Below are 16,483 nucleotides of genomic sequence, written 5' to 3'. Positions count from 1 at the left end.
GTTTTCCCGGCCGCCGCGCGCACCACGTCATCCCATGAAATTTCCGAAAATTCCCGCTTTGTTGCTCGCCGCCAGCCTGGTGCTGGCCACGGGCTGCGAAAAAGACCTGTTGGACAAAACCAACCCCAACGCGCCCTCCACGGCCACGTTCTGGAAAACCGCCGACGACGCCAACAAGGGCGTGCTGGCCTGCTACTCGGGCCTGCAGCAGTTTGCCTGCTACTACCGCAGCTGGCACTTCATGGCGCACCGCTCCGACGAGTCGTACAGCCAGAGCCCCTTTGTGGAGCTGGCCAACTTCACGCGGTTTGTGACGCCGGACAACAACTTCTTCATCTCGTCCTTCGCCTGGAACGACTACTACCGGACCATTTTCCGGACCAACCAGGTGGTAACCCGCGTGCCGGCCATTGAAATGGATGGCGTGCTGAAGCAGCGCCTCATCGCGGAAGCCAAGTTTGTGCGCGCCCTGTCGTACTTCGATTTGGTGTACTTCTTCGGCCGCGTGCCGCTGATTTTGGTGGAGCCAACGGTGACCACCCGCGTGCCCCAGGCCACGGCGGCCGAAACCGAAGCCCAAATCATCAAGGACCTGACGGAGGCCATTCCGGATTTGCCGGCCACCTACCCCGACCCCGAGCGCGGCCGGGCCACCAAAGGCGCCGCCCAGGCCCTGCTGGCCAAGGTGTACATGCAGCAGAAGCGCTGGGCCGACGCCTCGGCCTTGTTCAGCACCATCATCGGCTCCAACCAGTACGACCTGGTGGATAACTACCTGGACAACTTCACCGACACCAACGAGAACAACAAGGAGTCGCTGTTTGAGGTGCAGTTTACGGGGGCGGTGCTGGAAGTAGGGCAGGGGCAGGACAACTCGGCCTCGTCGGAAAGCCACGACCGGCCCAACTTCTTCGGCCCTCCCGGCCCCACGTTTGCCGACGTGCAGCCCCGCCGCTGGCTGCTGGACGAGTACCGCGACTCGACGGTGACGCTGCTGGCGCCCGGCAGCACCCGCAAGCACCTGATTGACCCGCGCCGCGACATCTGCATCATTCACGCCGGCAACCCGGGCGTGTTCTACGGCAAAACCTTTTCGGGGTGGGGCTGGAACCCCAACCAGCAGTACTGGCGCAAGTACCTGAACGACCGCACCCGCACCGACGAAAACTTCTCGTCGGGCATCAACCACCGCGTCATCCGCTACGCCGACGTGCTGCTGATGCAGGCCGAAGCCCTCACCGAGCTCAACCAGACGAGCGCCGCCCTGCCCCTCATCAACCGCGTGCGCCAGCGCCCCTCGGTGAACCTGGCCCCCCTCACGGGCTCGTTTTCCCAGAGCGCCCTGCGCCTGCTCATCCGCAGCGAGCGGGCCAAGGAGCTGGCCGGCGAAGGCACCCGCTGGTTCGACATCCTGCGCTGGGGCCTGATGGACAACCAGGCCGGCATCGACGAGCTGCGCGGCCGCGACCCCGATTTTGCCAACTTCCGCCTGGGCATTTCGAAGCTGCTGCCCATTCCGCAGCGCGACATCGACATCGACCCGGGCGTGACCCAGAACCCCGGCTACTAAGGGGTGGTGGTGAGAGGGCCGTCCCGGGCTGCAACCCGGGGCGGCCGTATCGCCCACTGCTTCACGGCCCCTCGCCATGCGCACCTTTCCCTTCGCTTCGACCCTGCGGCGCTGGCCGCTGCTGTGCCTGCTGGCCCTGGCGGGCTGCAACGGCAGCCGCACCGCCCCGGCGGCCCCCGCCGTGGTGCCGCCCACCGCCGCCAACACCTTCACCAACCCGCTGATGGCCTCCGGGCCCGACCCGTGGGTGGTGCAGAAGGACGGCTTCTACTACTACATGCACACCACGGGCAGCAACCTGCGCATCTGGAAAACGGCCCGCATGTCGGACCTGGGCACCACCCCCAGCGTGGTGGCCTGGACGCCGCCGCCCACCGGCCCGGCCTCGGGCAACCTGTGGGCGCCGGAGCTGTACTTCCTCGACGGCAAGTGGTACATCTACTACTCGGCCGGGCCCAACGGCACCAACCTGGGCCTGCAGCGGACCTGGGTGCTGGAAAATCCCAGCCCCGACCCCACCAGCGGCACCTGGGTCGACAAAGGCCGCCTCTACAACGCCGCGGCCGACTTCTGGGCCATCGACGGCACCGTGCTGGAACAGAACGGCAACCGCTACTTCATCTGGTCGGGCCACAACGGCGTCGACGCCGTGCAGCGCCTCTACATCTCTCAGATGGCCAACCCCTGGACCCTCACCGGGCCCCGGGTGGAGCTTTCGCACCCCGAGTTTGCCTGGGAAAACGTGGGTCCGCCCTACGTGAACGAAGGCCCGGAAATCATCAAGCACGCCGGCAAAACGTTTCTGATTTACTCGGCCAGCTTCTGCGGCACCGACCAGTACGCCCTGGGCCAGCTCACGGCCAGCGCCACCGCCGACCCCATGCTGCCCGCGTCCTGGACGAAATCGAACCAGCCGGTTTTCTCCCAGAACCCGGCCAACCGCGCCTACGCCACCGGCCACAATTCCTTCTTCCAGTCGAAAGACGGCCAGGAGGACTGGATTATCTACCACGCCAACTCCAACCCCGCCGAGGGCTGCGTGGACAAGCGCAACCCGCGCATGCAAAAATTTACCTGGAACGCCGACGGCTCGCCCAATTTCGGCGTGCCCGTGGCCATCAATCAACCGCTGGCCAAACCCAGCGGGGAATAGCCCCGACCGACTTCAATTCCTTCCACGCCTTCAAATTCCCACCGCCAATGCTTTCTACTAGTCCGGTTGCCGCGCCCCGTGGCGCGAACCCTGCCCGCCGCCACTGCCTGCGCCTGCTGCTCTTGTTGCTGTGGTGCGGGGCTGCGCCGCGCGCCCACGCCCTGCAAGGGCTAACCGGGGTGCACGACCCGTCTACCATCGTGAAGCAGGGCAATACATATTGGGTGTTTGCCACCGGCCAGGGCATTTACAGCTTGTATTCGACCGACTTGGTGAACTGGACGCCGGGCCCGCGGGCCGTGTTTGTGAACAACGCCTACCCCGGCTGGATAAATACCAAAGTGCCCGGCTTCGCCGGTAATTTCTGGGCGCCGGAGTGCGTGTTTCAGAACGGCAAGTACTACCTCTACTATTCCTGCTCCACGTTTGGCTCCAAGGTGTCGGCCATTGGCCTGGCCACCAACGTCACGCTGGACCCCGCCAGCCCCAGCTACAACTGGGTGGACGAAGGCGAGGTGATTTCGACCAATGCCAACAGCCCCGTGAACGCCATCGACCCGGCCGTTTACCGCGACGCCAGCAACAACCTGTGGATGACCTACGGGTCCTACTTCGGCGGCATCCGCGCCGTGCAGCTCGACGCGGCTACCGGCAAGCCCCTGGCCGGCGCCACCCAGAATGCCGTGGCCAACGGCGACGTGGAAGCCGCCTACGTGGCGCGGCGCGGCGCCTTCTACTACTTGTTCATCAACCGGGGCACCTGCTGCCAGGGCATCAGCAGCACCTACCGCATTTTGGTGGGCCGCTCGGCCTCGCCCGCCGGCCCGTTTCTGGACCAGAACGGGGTCGACCTGAATGCCAACGGCGGCACCCTGCTGCTCAGCGGCGCGGGCCGCTACCGCGGGCCGGGCCACACCGGCATTTTTGAGGAAAACGGCGCCACTTACTTCTCGCACCATTACTACGACTCCTACGACAACGGCGCGCCCAAGCTCGGGCTGGCCCAGCTGACCTGGAACGCCGCCGGCTGGCCCGTGGTGAGCCGCGACTGGCTGGGACCGGCCAGCAGCATGGGGGCGGCGGGGCGCTTCACCATTGCCGCGGGCCCGGCGGCCAGCAGCCTGGTGTGGCAGTCGCAGGGCTGCACCGGCGCCGCGGGCCAAGCCATCGTGCAGGCCACGCCTGCCGCGGGCACCTGCCAGCAGTGGGATTTCACGGCGCTGGGCAACGGCGACTACAAAATCACGAGCGCGCTCGGCGGGCTGGCCGCCGGCACGGCCAACTGCTCCGATGCCAACTTTGCGCTGCTGCAGCTCGGCACCTACACCGGGCAGGACTGCCAGCAGTTCCACCTCGACCGGGCCAGCGACGGCAGCCTGGTGCTGGCCGCGCTCAGCAGCAACCGCGTGGTGGAAGTGCCGTTTGCCTCCACCGCACCCGGCGCGCAGCTGGGCATTTTCGACTACAACGGCTGCGCCTGCCAGCACTGGTTTGTGACGCCGGTGGGCACCACTACCGCCGTGGCCGGCGGCGCCCGGCTGGCGGGCGTGAGCCTCTACCCCGTGCCGGCCGAGCGCGGCGCCTTCACCGTGGACCTGGGCCCGCTGCCAAACGCCGAGGCCACCACCGTGACGGTAACCGACTTGCTGGGAAAAGTGGTTTACCGCCGCAGCTACGGCCCGCAGCAGCGCCAGCTGGCCGTGGCCGCCGGCCTGGCGCCCGGCATCTACCAGGTGCGGGTGCAGCGCGGGGCGGCCTTCATTACCCAAAAACAGACCGTGCAGTAGGGTACAGTAAGGTGTACCTTGCAAGGGCACTTAGTTTCACGCCTTCATTTCATTCTTCGTATTCCATGATTTCACTTCGTCGTTCTGGGTTGCTGGCCGTAACATTGCCCGGCCTGCTGTTGCTGGCCGCCTGCGGGTCGAACAACTCCGCTGAGCATACCACCACCGCGGCGTCGGCCCCGGCCGATTCTGCCCAAACGAACACCACCGCCATGCCCACCTCCGCCTCCTTCGGCAAAACCACCGACGGCACCGAAGTCCAGCTTTTCACCCTCGCCAACGCCAACGGCGTGAAGGCCACCATCACCAACTACGGCGGCATCCTGACCAGCCTGCTGGTGCCCGACAAGGACGGCAAGCTCGGCGACGTCATCCTCGGCTTCGACAACGTGAGCGGCTACCAAAGCCCCGAATACCAGAAAGCCGGCCCTTACTTCGGCGCCTTGATTGGCCGCTACGGCAACCGCATCAAGGGCGGCAAATTCACGCTGGACGGCAAGGAGTACACCCTCGCCAAAAACAACGGGCCGAACAGCCTGCACGGCGGCCTGAAAGGCTTTGACAAGGTGATTTGGCAGGCCGAGCCGGCGTCCTCGGCCGACGGCCAGAGCCTGAAATTGAGCTACGTGAGCAAGGACGGCGAGGAAGGCTATCCCGGCAACCTCAACGTAACGGTGGTGTACACCCTCACCAACGACAACGCCCTGCGCATCGACTACACGGCCACCACCGACAAGGCCACCCCGATTAACCTCACCAACCACGCCTACTTCAACCTGAACCACGGCGCCGGCAAGGACATTCTGGGCCACGAAGTGACGCTGCCCGCCGACCGCTACACCGTGGTGGACGCCACCCTGATTCCGACCGGCGAGCTGCGCCCCGTGAAAGGCACGCCCTTCGACTTCACCGCGCCCCACGCCATCGGCGAGCGCATCGCGCAGGTGCCCGGCGGCTACGACCACAACTGGGTGCTGAACACGGCCACCGGCAGCCACGCCGCGGCCACCGTGTACGAGCCCACCACCGGCCGCACCCTGGAGGTGACCACCGACGAGCCCGGCATCCAGTTCTACACCGGCAACTTCCTCGACGGCACCCTGAAGGGCAAAGCCGGCACCGTGTACGGCAAGCACGCCGGCTTCTGCCTCGAAACCCAGCACTTCCCCGACTCGCCCAACCAGCCCAAGTTCCCCAACACGATTTTGAAGCCGGGCGAGACCTACCACACCGTGAGCACCTACAAGTTCGGGGTGCGGAAATAGAAAACCAGTTATCAGTTGATGGTGAACAGTCGTCGATAGATGAATTTGTCGGCGCCAAATACTCTCACCTAAAACTGATAACTGCTCACTGTTAACTGTTAACTGACATTCCCGTGGAACAAACCCTTCCTGCCTACGTCATCGGCGTCGACTACGGCACCGACTCCGTGCGTGCCGTGCTCGTGGACGCCCGCACCGGGGCCGAAAAAGCCCAGGCCGTGCACCACTACACGCGCTGGAAAACCCTGCAGTACTGCAACCCCGCCAAAAACCAGTTCCGCCAGCACCCGCTCGACTACATTGAAGGGCTGGAAGCCGTGGTGCGCCGCGTGGCCCAGCAGGTGCCCGCCGAGCAGATTAAAGGCCTGGCCGTGGACACCACCGGCAGCACGCCCGGCCCGGTAAACGCCGAGGGCGTGGCCTTGGGTTTGCTGCCCGAGTTTGCCGACAACCCCAACGCCCAGTTCGTGCTCTGGAAAGACCACACCGCGCTGGACGAAGCTGCCGAAATCAACCACAAAGCCCGCACCTGGGGCGGCGAGGACTACACCAAGTTTGAGGGCGGCATTTATTCGTCGGAATGGTTTTGGGCCAAAATTGCCCACGTGGTGCGCGAGGACGCCGCCGTGGCCAGCGCCGCCCACTCCTGGATGGAGCACTGCGACTGGATTACGCTGCTGCTCACGGGCGGCGAGCTGGCTAGCTTCAAGCGCAGCCGCTGCGCCGCCGGCCACAAGGCCATGTGGCACGAGAGCTGGGGCGGCCTGCCCGCCGAGGAGTTTCTCACCCACGTAGAACCTAAGCTGGCCGGTTTACGCAATCGATTATTCACCGAAACCTACACCGCCGACGAGGTTGCCGGCCATCTCTCCGAAGAGTGGGCCCAGCGCCTCGGCCTGAGCCCCGCCACCGTGGTGGCGGTGGGCTCCTTCGACGCCCACGCGGGCGCCGTGGCGGGCGAAATCGAAGCCTATTCGATGGTGAAGGTGATGGGAACCAGCACCTGCGACATCGTGGTGGCGCCGACCAGCGAAGTGGGCGACCACCTCGTGGCCGGCATCTGCGGGCAGGTCGATGGCTCCGTGATTCCGGGCATGCTGGGGCTCGAAGCCGGGCAGTCGGCCTTTGGCGACCTGCTGGCCTGGTTCCGGCAGATGCTGGAGTGGCCCCTGCAACATGTGCTGAGCACCTCCAAGGTGCTGACGCCCGAGCTGCAAGCCGCCCTGCGCGAAGAAATGAGCAACACGCTGCTGGTGCAGCTCAGCGAAGCCGCCGCCGCCGTAGACCCCGCCGAGTCGCAGGTGCTGGCCCTGGACTGGGTGAACGGCCGCCGCACGCCCGACGCCAACCAGGCCCTAAAAGGCGCCTTGATGAACCTGACCATGGGCACCAGCGCGCCCCAGGTATTCCGGGCCTTGGTAGAGGCCATCTGCTACGGTTCGAAGCAGATTGTGGAGCGGTTTGAAGAGGAAGGCATTGCCATCAAGCAGGTCATCGGCATCGGCGGCGTGGCCAAGAAGTCGCAGTTTGTGATGCAGACGCTGGCCGATGTGCTCGACCGACCCATTAAAATTGCGGTGTCGGAACAGGCACCGGCGCTGGGCGCGGCCATGTACGCGGCCGTGGCCGCCGGCATTCACCCCGACGTGCTGACGGCCCAGAAGGCCATGGGCAGCGGCTTTGCCGAAACCTACGAGCCCAACCCGGCCCGCGTGGCCGACTACCAGGCCCGCTACGCGCAGTACCAGGCCTTCGGCCGGTTTGTGGAAACGGCAACCGTAGGTCAGTCCGAGGAGCCCGTTATGGAAACCGAAACGCCCGCCATCACCACCGCATGAGCCAATACCAGGACCTGAAACAGGCGTGCTACGACGCCAACATGCAGCTGCCCAAGCTCGGGCTGGTGCTCTTCACCTTCGGCAACGCCAGCGTGGTCGACCGCGACAAGCAGGTGTTTGCCATCAAGCCCAGCGGCGTGCCCTACGAGCTGCTCAAGCCGGAGGACATCGTCATTCTTGACTTCGCCAACAATGTGCTGGAAGGGGAGAAGCGGCCGTCGTCGGACACCAAAACCCACGCCGTGCTCTACTCGCATTGGGAGCACATCGGCGGTATTGTGCACACGCACAGCACCTACGCCACGGCCTGGGCCCAGGCCCAGCTCGACATTCCCATCCTCGGCACCACCCACGCCGACCACCTCACCGTCGACATTCCCTGCGCCCCGCCCATGGACGACGCCATGATTGCGGGCGACTACGAGCACCAGACCGGTTGGCAAATCCTCAACGAGTTCCAGCGCCGCGGCCTCTCGCCCAGCGAGGTGGAAATGGTGCTGCTGGCCAACCACGCCCCCTTCAGCTGGGGCAAAACGGTAGATAAAGCCGTGTACAACAGCGCTGTGCTCGAAGAAGTGGCCCGCATGGCCTACCTCAGCTGCACGCTGCGGCCGGAGGTGCCGCGCCTCAAGGACGCCCTCATTCGCAAGCACTACGAGCGCAAGCACGGCGTGCATTCCTACTACGGACAGTCGTAATTCCTTTACACAACCAGAACCTCCGGCCAAGCGCCGCGAAGCACCCCGTGTGCTGCTTCGTTGCCAACACAATCGATTGATTACCTGCGCAGGCGAGATGCTTCTCGGCGCTTGGCCTGACCGCCTCATCCCCCTTCCACCCCATGATTGACATTTCCCACTACGAAGCCTGGTTCATCACCGGCACCCAGCACCTCTACGGCCCCGAAACCCTGGAGGAAGTGGCCCGCCACTCGCAGCAGATTGCCGAGGCGCTGGGCAGCAAATTGCCCATCAACATCGTTTACAAGCCCATTCTGAAAACGCCGCAGGAGATTTACAAGCTCATGCAGGAAGCCAACCAGGCCGAAAACTGCGTGGGCCTGATTGCGTGGATGCACACGTTTTCCCCCGCCAAAATGTGGATAAACGGGTTGAAAATCCTGCAAAAGCCGCTGGCCCACCTGCACACGCAGTTCAACCGCGACATTCCGTGGGCCGACATCGACATGGACTTCATGAACACCAACCAATCGGCGCACGGCGACCGGGAGTTTGGCTTCATCGGGACGCGCATGCGGCTGAACCGCAAAGTGGTGGTGGGCCACTGGCAGAGCGCCGCCGTGCAGGAAAGCCTGGGCGTGTGGGCGCGCGTGGCCTGCGCCTGGGCCGACTGGCAGGGCGCACGCTTCGTCCGCTTCGGCGACAACATGCGCTACGTGGCCGTGACCGAAGGCGACAAGGTGGAAGCCGAAATCAAGTTCGGCTACGAGGTGAACACCTATGGCATCGGCGATTTGGTGGCCGTGGTGAACGAAGTGAGCGACAGCCAGATTGACGAGCTGCTGGTCACCTACGAGCAGGAATACGAGCTGGCCGACGACCTGAAAGCCGGCGGCGCCCAGCGCGAGAGCCTGCGCGAAGCCGCTCGCATCGAGGCTGGCCTGCGCAAGTTTTTGCAAGACAAAGGCGCCAAGGGCTTCACCGATACGTTTGAGGACCTGCACGGCATGGCCCAGCTGCCCGGCATTGCCACGCAGCGGCTCATGGCCGAGGGCTACGGCTTCGGCGGCGAGGGCGACTGGAAAACCTCGGCCCTGGTGCGCGCCATGAAGGTGATGGGCGCCGGCCTGCCCGGCGGCAACTCCTTCATGGAAGACTACACCTACCATTTCGAGCCCGGCAACGAGCAGGTGCTCGGCTCGCACATGCTGGAAATCTGCCCCAGCATTGCCGAAGGCAAGGTGAAGGTGGAAGTGCACCCGCTGGGCATCGGCGGCAAGGCCGACCCGGCCCGCCTGGTGTTCAACTGCCCCGCCGGCCCGGCCCTGAACGCCACCATCGTGGACCTCGGCAACCGCTTCCGCATGATTGTGAACGAGGTGGAGGCCGTGCTGCCCGCCGCCGACCTGCCCAAGCTGCCGGTGGCCCGCGTGCTCTGGAAAGTGCAGCCCGACCTGGCCACCGGAGCCGCCGCCTGGATACTGGCCGGCGGCGCCCACCACACCGGCTACAGCCAGAACCTGACCGCCGAATACCTCGAAGACTTCGCCGAGATGGCCGGCATCGAGTTCGTGCTCATCGACGCCGACACCAAGCTGCGCACCTTCAAAAACGAGCTCCGCTACAACGAAGTGGCCTTCGGCGGGCGCTAATTCCTGCCGCGCAGGCGTGGCGCCTCGCCCCTGACCTCTTCTCCGCAAGGAGAGGGGAAACGGATGGGCCTCATTCGATTACATCTGGTGCCCCCTTTCGCCGGAGAGGGGCTGGGGCCGCCGCGCCCGTTTGCGCCGCTCAATTGGCTTTCCGCTTTCGCTCAGTGAAACAAAAAATCCCACCAACCATGACCTACTCTCGTTCCCGTTTCCTGCTCGGCGCCGCGGGCCTGGCCCTGGCCGGTTTGCTGCCGGGCCCGGCGGCCCGTGCCCAAAGCGCGGCCCCGGCCACCATCACCGTGCAAGTGAACCAGCCGGCCGCGCCGGTTTCGAAAAACATGTACGGCCTGTTTTTCGAGGACATCAACTTCGCGGCCGACGGCGGCCTGTACCCCGAATTGGTGAAGAACAAGTCCTTCGAAACCGACGACCACCTCCTCGGCTGGCGCGCCATCCGGGGCGCGGCGGGGCTGGAAAGCTACCTCGTGTCGACGGACCGGCCCATCAGCAACGCCAACAACCATTTCCTGCGACTGAGCGCCAAAACCGCGGGCCCGGATGCGAGCTTCGTGAACGAGGGCTTCCGCGGCATGGGCGTGAAGCAGGGGGCCGAGTACACGTTTTCGATTTACGCCCGCAAGGGCCCCGGCAGCGTGAGCGGCCTCAGCGTGACGCTGGAGGAGCCCGGCCGCAACGGCCCGGGTCCTGAAACGCCGGGTTCTGGCCAGGGGCTGGCGCAGGCCCAAATCACGGGCCTCACCACCGAGTGGAAGAAGTACTCCGTGGTGCTGAAGCCGTCGGCCACCGCCGCGCGGGCCCGTCTCAAGCTGACGCTGGAAGGCGCCGGCACCGTGGACCTCGACGTGGTGTCGCTTTTCCCGAAAGACACCTGGATGAAGCGCGAAAACGGCCTGCGGCCCGACCTCGTGCAGCTGCTCAAGGACATGAAACCGGGCTTCCTGCGTTTTCCCGGCGGCTGCATCGTGGAGGGCATCACCCTCGACAACCGCTACCAGTGGAAGGAAACCATCGGCGACGTGGCTTCGCGCAAGCCCATGATAAACCGCTGGAACAAGGAGTTCAAGCACCGCTACACGCCCGACTATTACCAGTCGTTCGGGCTGGGCTTTTTTGAGTATTTCCAGCTGTCGGAAGACATTGGGGCCGAGCCGCTGCCCATCCTGAACGTGGGCATGGCCTGCCAGTTCAACTCGGCCGAGCTCGCGCCCATCAGTGCGGCCAAGGGCCCCAACGCGGCCGGCCAGGGCGACGAGCCCACGCTGGACACCTTCATCCAGGACGCCCTCGACCTGATTGAGTTCGCCAACGGCCCCGCCAGCAGCCCCTGGGGCGCCAAGCGCGCGGCCATGGGCCACCCCGCGCCCTTCAACCTGAAGATGATTGGCATCGGCAACGAGCAGTGGGGCCCCCAGTACCTGGAGCGCTACGAGCCCTTTGCCAAGGCCGTGAAGGCCAAGTACCCGGCCATGCAGATTGTGAGCAGCGCCGGCCCCGCGCCGGAGGGCGACTTGTTCGACAAAGCCACGCTGAAGCTGCGCGAGCTCAAGGCCGAGTTCATCGACGAGCACTACTACGCCAAGCCGGAATGGTTTCGCCAGAACGTGGGCCGCTACGACAACTACCCCCGCACCGGCCCCAAAATCTTCGCCGGCGAGTACGCCGCCCAGAGCGTGGCCATTGCCAGCCCCGACAACAAGAACAACTGGGACTGCGCCATCTCGGAAGCGGCCTTCATGACCGGCCTGGAACGCAACGCCGGCGTGGTGGCCATGGCTTCCTACGCGCCCATGCTGGCCCACGTAGACGCCTGGCAGTGGACGCCGAACCTGATTTGGTTCGACAACCTGACCGCCTACGGCACGGTGAACTACTACGTGCAGACGCTGTTTGCCCAAAACAAAGGCACCGCCGTGCTGACCGTGCAACTGCCCGGCAATGCCAAAAACGGGACCGACAACCTTTTCGCCAGCGCCGTGGCCGATGCCCCTACCGGCGACGTCATCGTGAAGCTGGTGAACTACGCCGCCACGCCCCGCGCCGTGAAGGTGAACCTGGCCGGCGCCAAAAAAGTGGGCAACACCGGCCGCGCCCTGGTGATGGCCAGCGACGACCTCAACGCCCAGAACACCATTCGGGAGCCCAACAAGCTGACGCCGAAAGAAGAGAAAGTCGCCGTGTCGGGCTCGACGGTGAGCTACACGCTGGCGCCCAATTCCTTCACCGTGCTGCGCATTCCGGGCAAGAAGTAGCCCCCGGCCCGGGTTTTCCACCTCATTCGCCTCTGCCATGACTTCGCCAATGCCTTTTCTGCTCGCCGTGGGCCTGGCGCTGGGCGCCTTGCCAGCCCCGGCCCAGCAGCGCGCCGACTACCCCATTCAGGCCGTGCCCTTCACCAAGGTGAAGCTGACCGATGCCTTCTGGCAGCCGCGCCTCAAAACCAACACCACCATCACCATTCCGGCGTCGTTTCAGCGCTGCGAGGCCACCAATCGGGTGAAGAACTTTGAGATGGCGGCGGCCAAATCGGGCAAGTTTGCCACCACGTTTCCCTTCGACGACACCGACATTTACAAGACGCTGGAAGGGGCCTCGTACTCGCTCAGCCTGTACCCGGACAAGGAGCTGGCGGCGTACCTGGACGTGCTGATTGACAAGGTGGCCAAGGCCCAGGAGCCCGACGGCTACCTCTACACGGCCCGCACCATCGACCCGGCCCACCCGCACCCCTGGGCGGGCGCGCAGCGCTGGGAAAAGGAGCGCGAGCTCAGCCACGAGCTCTACAACGCCGGCCACCTCTACGAAGCCGCCGTGGCCCACTACCAGGCCACGGGCAAGAAAACCCTGCTCAACATTGCCCTAAAAAATGCCGATTTGGTGTGCTCCGTGTTCGGGCCGGGCAAGCGGGTGGTGGCGCCCGGCCACGAAATCGTGGAAATGGGCCTGGTGAAGCTCTACCGCGTGACCGGCAAGCCAGAATACCTCCAAACGGCCAGGTTTTTCATCGGGGCCCGCGGCCAGTACCAGGGCTACGACCCCAAGAGCCCGGACGTGTGGCGCAACGGCCAGTACTGGCAGGACGACAAGCCCGTGGTGGCCCAGAAAGAAGCCGAAGGCCACGCCGTGCGCGCCGAATACCTGTACTCGGCCATGGCCGACGTGGCCGCCCTCACCGGCGACCGGCAGCTGCTGGCGGCCGTGGACACCATCTGGCAGAACATGGTGAGCAAGAAGTTCTACGTGACCGGCGGCACCGGCGCAGTGCCCGGTGGCGAGCGGTTTGGGCAGAACTACGAGCTGCCGAACGCCACGGCCTACAACGAAACCTGCGCCTCGGTGGCCGACATCTACTGGAACCAGCGCATGTTCCAGCTACACGGCGACGCCAAGTACGCCGACATCATGGAGAAGGTGCTCTTCAACGGCCTGCTCTCCGGCGTGGGCCTCGACGGCAAGTCGTTCTTCTACTCCAACGCCATGCAGATTAAGAACTCGGCCAGCTTCCCGCAGACCGAGCCGGCGCGGGCGGGCTGGTTTGAATGCTCCTGCTGCCCCACCAACCTGGCGCGGCTGTTTCCGTCGCTGCCGGGCTACGTGTACGGGCAGAATGGCCGGGACCTCTACGTGAACCTGTTCGTGAGCGGCAGCGCCGACCTAGCCGTGAACAACAAGGCCGTGCGCCTCACCCAAACCAACAACTACCCCTGGAGCGGCGACCTGAAGTTCACCGTCGAGCAGGCTGCAACGTCCGATTTCAACCTGCTGGTGCGCATTCCCGGCTGGGCGCGCAACGAAGCCATGCCTTCTGATTTGTACACGTTTGCCACGCCTTCGGCGGCGAAGGTGACCATCAACGTGAACGGCAAGCCGGTGAGCTACGCCCTTCAACACGGTTACGCCGTGCTGGGCCGCAAGTGGAAAAAGAACGACGTGGTGGAAGTGAGCCTGCCCATGGAAGTGCGCACCGTGCAGGCCCACCCCAACGTGCCCGACAACGTGGGCAAAGTGGCCCTGCAGCGCGGCCCGGTGGTGTATTGTGCCGAGTGGACCGACAACGAGGGCAAGGCCAGCAACATCATCGTGCCGGCCGGCACCGCCTTCACCGCCGTCGAAAAGCCCGAGGTGCTGAACGGCATCACCCAGCTCACTGCTTCTGTGCCCGTGGTGAAAGTGGACCCGGCCACCAACACCATCAGCACCGTACGCCAGACCCTGACGGCCATTCCGTACTACGCCTGGGCCAACCGCGGCAAGGGCGAAATGACCGTCTGGTTTCCGCAGCAGGTGACCGACGTGGACTTGGTGACGCGGCGGGCCGTGGAGGCCACGCACGCGAAATAGGCCGCTATTTGCCGTTCATTTTGCGGATGACCTGCACTTCGTCGAGGCGGTAGGGCGTGCCGTCTTGGCGGAATACTTCGTGGAACCACTCCGCGGGTTCGCTGCCGTCGGCCAGGGGCGTGTCCCAGGCGTACTTGGTGTTGGTTTTGCCTTCCACTAGGCCCCAGTTGATGGCGCCCACGTTTTCTCGTTTCAGCAAGGGCATGATGTTGGCAAAGCGGCTGTTGCGGCTGCGGGCCATGTATTCGGTGCAGATGAGCGGGCGGCCGTTGGTTTTCAGCAGCTCAATCACGCGCTGGTGCCAGTTGGGCTCCTCGTAGTCGTGGTAGGTCGTCACGTCGGAGTTGCGCACCTGGAAGGCGTTCAGCGCTTGCAGGTTCCAGGCCCAGATGCCGGACGTGAGGGGCTGGTCGGGGTTCACGGCGCGGGCCCAGGCAAACACGTTGCGCAGCAGCGGCAGCGAGGTGTCCTTCTTATCGGAATTGCCCGGCTCATTGTACAGGTCCCACATCAGCACGCGCTTGTCGTGCGCGAAGCGCGTCATCACGTCGCTCACGTAGGGCTTCAGCCCCATGAAGGCGGCCGAGTCGCGCGAGGTGGGCTCGCCGGGGTCTTGCACCCAGCCCGAGTTGTGAATGCCGGTTTTGGGCGCGGGCTGGGGCCCGGGGCTGGCCTGCTTGTTCCAGCAGTCGTCGAAAAACACGAAAATCGTCTGGATGCGGTGCTTGTCGGCCAGGGCCAGGTACGCGTCTAGGCGCTGCTTGAAGCCGGCCGGGTCCTGCTGCCAGGCCAGGTGGTGCAGAAATACCCGCATGGTGTTGAAGCCGATGCCTTCGGCCCAGCCCAGCTCCCGGTCAATGGTAGCCGGGTCGAAAGTGGCGGCCTGCCACATTTCCAGCTGATTGATGGCCGTACTGGGAATGAAATTGGCCCCCGATATCCACTTGTGCTGGGCGTACCAGGCGTTGGCTTTTGCCACGGGCCAGAGCTGCCCGGCGGCCGTGCTGGTTTGCGGGGCGCGGCCTTTGCGAGATTGGGCCTGCACCGCCGGGGCAAGACACAGCAGCACCAACAGCAGGGCAAGAAGTTTTTTGGGAGTCATGAGCGGGTGGGAATTGAAGATGACGGAAAGCAAAGAAGAAATGAGCGCAGTGGAAAAGCCTCGGCAGGGCTCGCGCCGAAGGCCGCGAATTATTTGGCCGGTTTCACGCCTTCGGTCGTCATCACCACGCGCTTCAGGGTGCCGTCCTTGTTGTAGTAGAGGTAATCGATGCACACCGAGCGGCGGAAGCTGCCGCCGTCGGTGTTGAGGCCGCCGTTGTGGTAGATGAAGTACGACTGGCCTTTGAAGTCGATGATGGACTGGTGGTTGGTGTTGGAATTGCCCGCCACCTCGTTCAGAATGCCCTTGTATTCCCACGGCCCGTCGAGACTGCGGCTCATGGCGTACACTATTTTTTCGGGAAACTGCGAGGCGTAGCTCAGGTAGTACCAGCCGTTGTGCTCGTGCACCCACGGCGCCTCCGTAAACTGCGGCAGCTTAATGGCCTTGATGGGGCCGTCCAGCTCCGTCATGTTGGGCTTGAGCCTGGCGTAGTAGCACGTCGTATTGCCCCAGAACAGGTACGCCTGCCCCTTGCCGTCGATAAAGACCGTCGGGTCAATGTCGGCCCAGCCAATCTTGTCCTCCGGCGTCATGTCGCTGCTGATGAGCGCCGTGCCGCGGGCGTCCTTGAACGGCCCGGTGGGGTTGTCGGCCACCGCCACCCCAATGCCCTTGCCCGGAACGGTGCCGTGCTCCACCGCCGCGTACCAGTAAAACTTGCCGTTGCGCGCCACCACCTGCGACGCCCACGCATCGCCCTTGGCCCAGGCAAAGTCCGTTACCTTCAGCGGCACGGGGTGCTCGGTCCAGTGCACCATGTCGGTCGAGGAAAAGCAGAGCCACTCGTTCATCACGTAGCGCTCCTGGCGGGCGGGCGCCTCGTCGTGGCCGGTGTAGAGGTACACCGTGCCTTTTTGCACCATGGCGGCCGGGTCGGCCGTGTACTTGCTTTTGATGATGGGGTTGCCGCCCACCGTGGCGCCCAGCGTGGGCGGGCCGGCCGGCACGCTCTGGGCCAGCGCGGCCGAAGAGAGGCTGACAAAGGCCATTACGCCGCACAATCGATTGTGTAAA

General features: G+C 64.7%; 11 protein-coding genes. 9 read left to right on the top strand and 2 right to left on the bottom strand.

Features of this window, described 5'->3' with window-relative positions; all coding sequences use genetic code 11:
* Positions 1 to 34: 34 nt before the first annotated feature.
* The 9 genes from JAO73_RS18870 to JAO73_RS18830 all read left to right on the top strand — a co-directional run bounded on the left by JAO73_RS18870 (position 35) and on the right by JAO73_RS18830 (position 14,304).
* Positions 35 to 1,570 carry a RagB/SusD family nutrient uptake outer membrane protein gene (locus JAO73_RS18870; RefSeq protein WP_198978826.1) on the top strand — a complete coding sequence of 512 codons (1,536 nt, stop codon included), beginning with the start codon at positions 35 to 37 and terminating at the stop codon, positions 1,568 to 1,570.
* Positions 1,571 to 1,646: 76 nt separating this feature from the next.
* Entirely contained in the window at positions 1,647 to 2,723 is a 1,077-nt protein-coding gene (locus JAO73_RS18865; RefSeq protein WP_198978825.1) for a glycoside hydrolase family 43 protein, read from the top strand.
* Positions 2,724 to 2,770: 47 nt separating this feature from the next.
* The gene (locus tag JAO73_RS18860; RefSeq protein ID WP_198978824.1) at positions 2,771 to 4,510 is read left to right on the top strand and encodes a family 43 glycosylhydrolase; all 1,740 of its coding nucleotides are present in this window, start codon (positions 2,771 to 2,773) and stop codon (positions 4,508 to 4,510) included.
* A gap of 65 nt (positions 4,511 to 4,575) precedes the next feature.
* Positions 4,576 to 5,775, top strand: a complete 1,200-nt coding sequence (locus JAO73_RS18855) for an aldose epimerase family protein (protein ID WP_198978823.1) — start codon at positions 4,576 to 4,578, stop codon at positions 5,773 to 5,775.
* A gap of 113 nt (positions 5,776 to 5,888) precedes the next feature.
* The gene (locus JAO73_RS18850) at positions 5,889 to 7,613 is read left to right on the top strand and encodes a ribulokinase (protein ID WP_198978820.1); all 1,725 of its coding nucleotides are present in this window, start codon (positions 5,889 to 5,891) and stop codon (positions 7,611 to 7,613) included.
* Positions 7,610 to 8,311 carry an L-ribulose-5-phosphate 4-epimerase gene (locus JAO73_RS18845; protein WP_198978817.1) on the top strand — a complete coding sequence of 234 codons (702 nt, stop codon included), beginning with the start codon at positions 7,610 to 7,612 and terminating at the stop codon, positions 8,309 to 8,311. The genes JAO73_RS18850 and JAO73_RS18845 overlap by 4 nt, the downstream gene beginning before the upstream one ends.
* Before the next feature lie 143 nt (positions 8,312 to 8,454).
* Entirely contained in the window at positions 8,455 to 9,945 is a 1,491-nt protein-coding gene (gene araA, locus JAO73_RS18840; protein ID WP_198978815.1) for an L-arabinose isomerase, read from the top strand.
* Positions 9,946 to 10,133: 188 nt separating this feature from the next.
* Complete coding sequence (locus JAO73_RS18835; RefSeq protein ID WP_198978812.1) at positions 10,134 to 12,215, top strand: alpha-L-arabinofuranosidase family protein; 2,082 nt, start codon at positions 10,134 to 10,136, stop codon at positions 12,213 to 12,215.
* Between the two features lie 49 nt (positions 12,216 to 12,264).
* Positions 12,265 to 14,304, top strand: a complete 2,040-nt coding sequence (locus tag JAO73_RS18830; protein WP_198978810.1) for a glycoside hydrolase family 127 protein — start codon at positions 12,265 to 12,267, stop codon at positions 14,302 to 14,304.
* Positions 14,305 to 14,308: 4 nt separating this feature from the next.
* Here JAO73_RS18830 and JAO73_RS18825 read toward each other — a convergent pair whose 3' ends face one another.
* The gene (locus tag JAO73_RS18825; protein WP_198978808.1) at positions 14,309 to 15,406 is read right to left on the bottom strand and encodes a cellulase family glycosylhydrolase; all 1,098 of its coding nucleotides are present in this window, start codon (positions 15,404 to 15,406) and stop codon (positions 14,309 to 14,311) included.
* Between the two features lie 89 nt (positions 15,407 to 15,495).
* Positions 15,496 to 16,458, bottom strand: a complete 963-nt coding sequence (locus JAO73_RS18820) for a glycoside hydrolase family 43 protein (protein ID WP_198978806.1) — start codon at positions 16,456 to 16,458, stop codon at positions 15,496 to 15,498.
* Positions 16,459 to 16,483: the final 25 nt, after the last annotated feature.

The organism is Hymenobacter miniatus, assembly GCF_016427455.1.
Lineage (GTDB): Bacteria > Bacteroidota > Bacteroidia > Cytophagales > Hymenobacteraceae > Hymenobacter > Hymenobacter armeniacus.
The sequence above is the reverse complement of the archived record's forward strand: the minus strand, read 5'-3'. Positions and strand labels throughout refer to the sequence as shown.